The sequence below is a fragment of the Streptomyces sp. NPDC059224 genome (genome assembly GCF_042754285.1).
Taxonomy (GTDB): domain Bacteria; phylum Actinomycetota; class Actinomycetes; order Streptomycetales; family Streptomycetaceae; genus Streptomyces.
In genome coordinates this window covers 1-2,527 of sequence record NZ_JBHZAN010000095.1, presented here as the reverse complement: position 1 = coordinate 2,527, position 2,527 = coordinate 1, and the positions used below count along the sequence as shown (strand labels likewise).

The 2,527-nt window shown below is 46.5% G+C and carries 3 protein-coding genes; all 3 read left to right on the top strand.

Features of this window, described 5'->3' with window-relative positions; translation table 11 throughout:
• The first annotated feature begins 245 nt into the window (after positions 1–245).
• From ACFXI4_RS44520 to ACFXI4_RS44510, 3 genes are read left to right on the top strand one after another with little or no spacing between them, the layout of a single operon-like run.
• The gene (locus ACFXI4_RS44520) at positions 246–1,352 is read left to right on the top strand and encodes a hypothetical protein (protein WP_376642734.1); all 1,107 of its coding nucleotides are present in this window, start codon (positions 246–248) and stop codon (positions 1,350–1,352) included.
• A 13-nt stretch (positions 1,353–1,365) separates the two neighbouring features.
• The gene (locus ACFXI4_RS44515) at positions 1,366–1,584 is read left to right on the top strand and encodes a hypothetical protein (RefSeq protein WP_376642732.1); all 219 of its coding nucleotides are present in this window, start codon (positions 1,366–1,368) and stop codon (positions 1,582–1,584) included.
• A 5-nt stretch (positions 1,585–1,589) separates the two neighbouring features.
• Entirely contained in the window at positions 1,590–2,366 is a 777-nt protein-coding gene (locus ACFXI4_RS44510; RefSeq protein WP_376642730.1) for a glucosaminidase domain-containing protein, read from the top strand.
• Positions 2,367–2,527 lie beyond the last annotated feature (161 nt).

Sequence of the window (2,527 nt, the reverse complement as noted above, 5' to 3'; positions counted from 1 at the left end):
GTGTAGGCGTCACGCCTGTAATGGCAAAGTCAGGTTCTAGCAAACTGACAAACCGCCGAGAGTTGACGATCTACCCGCCTAACTCGGGTGTCATTTATTGGGGTAAGCAGGGTGTCGAGACGACTACAGGTGCGCCGCTCACGTCTAACGACAGCCCGCTAACATTTAAGGTTCATAGCCAAAGCCCTGACGTGTACCTAGTCGCTGATACTGAGACAGTCGTCACAATCGTGGAGGTGTCCTAATTGATTGAACTCGGGTCAAGGCGGACGCCGCCCTATGATGATACAGGCGTCAAAACAAGTATTTCAGATTTAAAAGACAAGATGGCAAAGCTTCAGGACACCGTTGACCATATGGACGTGTCAGATGAGATAAAGAACGATATTCTGACGCTTCAGCAAAAAGTCCAAGCGTTAGAGGATACCGCGGACGGTGGGTCAACTGGTGCAACTGACCAACAAATTCAAAGTATGAAGGCTGACGTTGATTCATTCGGCCGAGTCTTGGACGCTCATGTAAAGGACACGACCAAACACGTATCGTCTGAAGACCGTACCAAGTGGGACGGTATGAGTGACAGGGTGACGACATCAGAAACAAACCTGAAGAACCATATCGCAAATGCTAAACCTCACGTCTCGGATTCTGAACGTTTGAAATGGAATCAAGCTGCTACGGATGCGACACAGCTGCAAAAGGATTTACAGACAACGAATCTATCGCTTCAGGATGTTATCGGGGTTCAAAACTTCTCACAGAAATATGCATTAACGGATGCTGAAGGAATGCGGAAACGGTTGGCTTCAGCTGACAGCATATTCACCGCACCACCCGGTTTTTATTATGGGACAGGATGGAATCAACTACCGTTACCGGGTGACGCTTCTTGGTACTATCTCGACATTCTACCAGCGCCAAACGGTCTGCGGAAATTGGTTCTGACACGTTCCTATGATAATACGTCATGGATTGGTGTTATACACACTGACAATGTATTCAGGGGTTGGCGACAGCTGTTTACACAAAATGATTTTATGGCGCTCACATGGTATAACCTTCCGTTATTGAATGGAGCAAAGGCGTCAGGAAGAACACCGCAGTATACCCGCTGGGGAAACATCCTCATGCTAAAAGGTGACGTGGCGTGTGACCTCGGCGTTGACTTTGCACAATTGCCCGCGTCATATTCACCGTCAGACAAAAAGGCGGTCATGGCAACAGCATACGGAACGACAGGCTTCACAAAATTTTATATCAACACTGACGGTAAACTGGCGTTTGTCGGCTTTTCAGGAAACAATCAGTCCGCCGTGTCCAGTTGGTCATTAGACGCGGCAGTGCCTTACTAGGAGGGTTGGAGCAATGGAAATGATACAAGTATTCGTATATGATTCGGATTTCATCTTCGACTATCCTGAAATTGTTCCGGCTGATTCCGTACCGGATAATGCGACAACCGTACAGCCGCCGGGATATTGGCGGGCGCAATTTCAGAAGGATAGAAAACTATGGATTGAATCCGCTTCAGACGAACAAATAAATGAAATGAGACAACAAATGAGGGAGAGTGTAAAAGAATGAGTTTCATGGAGAATGTTGCAAGTGAAGCACAAAAATTATACGGTGTAAGTCGAGTTTTACCTTCAGTTATCACAGCACAAGCCATACATGAGTCAAATTGGGGCAAATCCGGGCTTGCTACGCGTGCAAATAACCTGTTTGGTATAAAAGGTATCGGGAACGCTGGAACCGTTCATATGGGCACGTGGGAGGTTTTAAACGGGGTCGATAAAACAATCAAAGCAGGGTTCCGGGCGTATAAGTCTGTTCGCGATTCTATCATAGACCTTGTGAACCTCTATAACCGTCTTGACCGTTATAAGGCTGTTGTCGGGGAAACGAACTATGTACAAGCTTGTGCCGCCATCCAAAAGGGTGGATATGCGACAGACCCGAACTATGCGAAGAAGCTTATCGCCACAATCGAAGCCCACGGGCTGACGAAATACGATAAGGTCGGGAACAAAGCCGCAGTGAAGGCGAAACCTGCCAAGTCGTCCGGCTCGACATATACCGTTAAGGCGGGTGACACATTGACAGCAATTGCAAAGAAATATAATACGTCAGTGAAGGAGTTGGCGAAAGTGAACGGTATTAAAGATGTTAATATGATTCGTGTTGGTCAAGTCCTGAAGGTATCAGGAGCCGCACCATCCGGCGGTACATTCTACACCGTAAAGGCGGGCGACAACCTGACGAAAATTGGTAAGAAATTCGGTGTGTCCGTTAAGACATTGACCACAGTTAATCGTATCCCGGATGCGAATAAGATTTATGTCGGTCAACGGTTAAGGGTGAAATAATTTACAATATATACTAACATTTGTTAAAATTAAGTAGAATAGGAGCCGCGGAAGACTTCTATTCTATCTGTAACAATAGAGTCACGCCCGAGACACAACCCGCTGGAAAAATATCCGGCGGGATTTTTTATTATTGACAGTTCCCGGGTGACATGTTAATT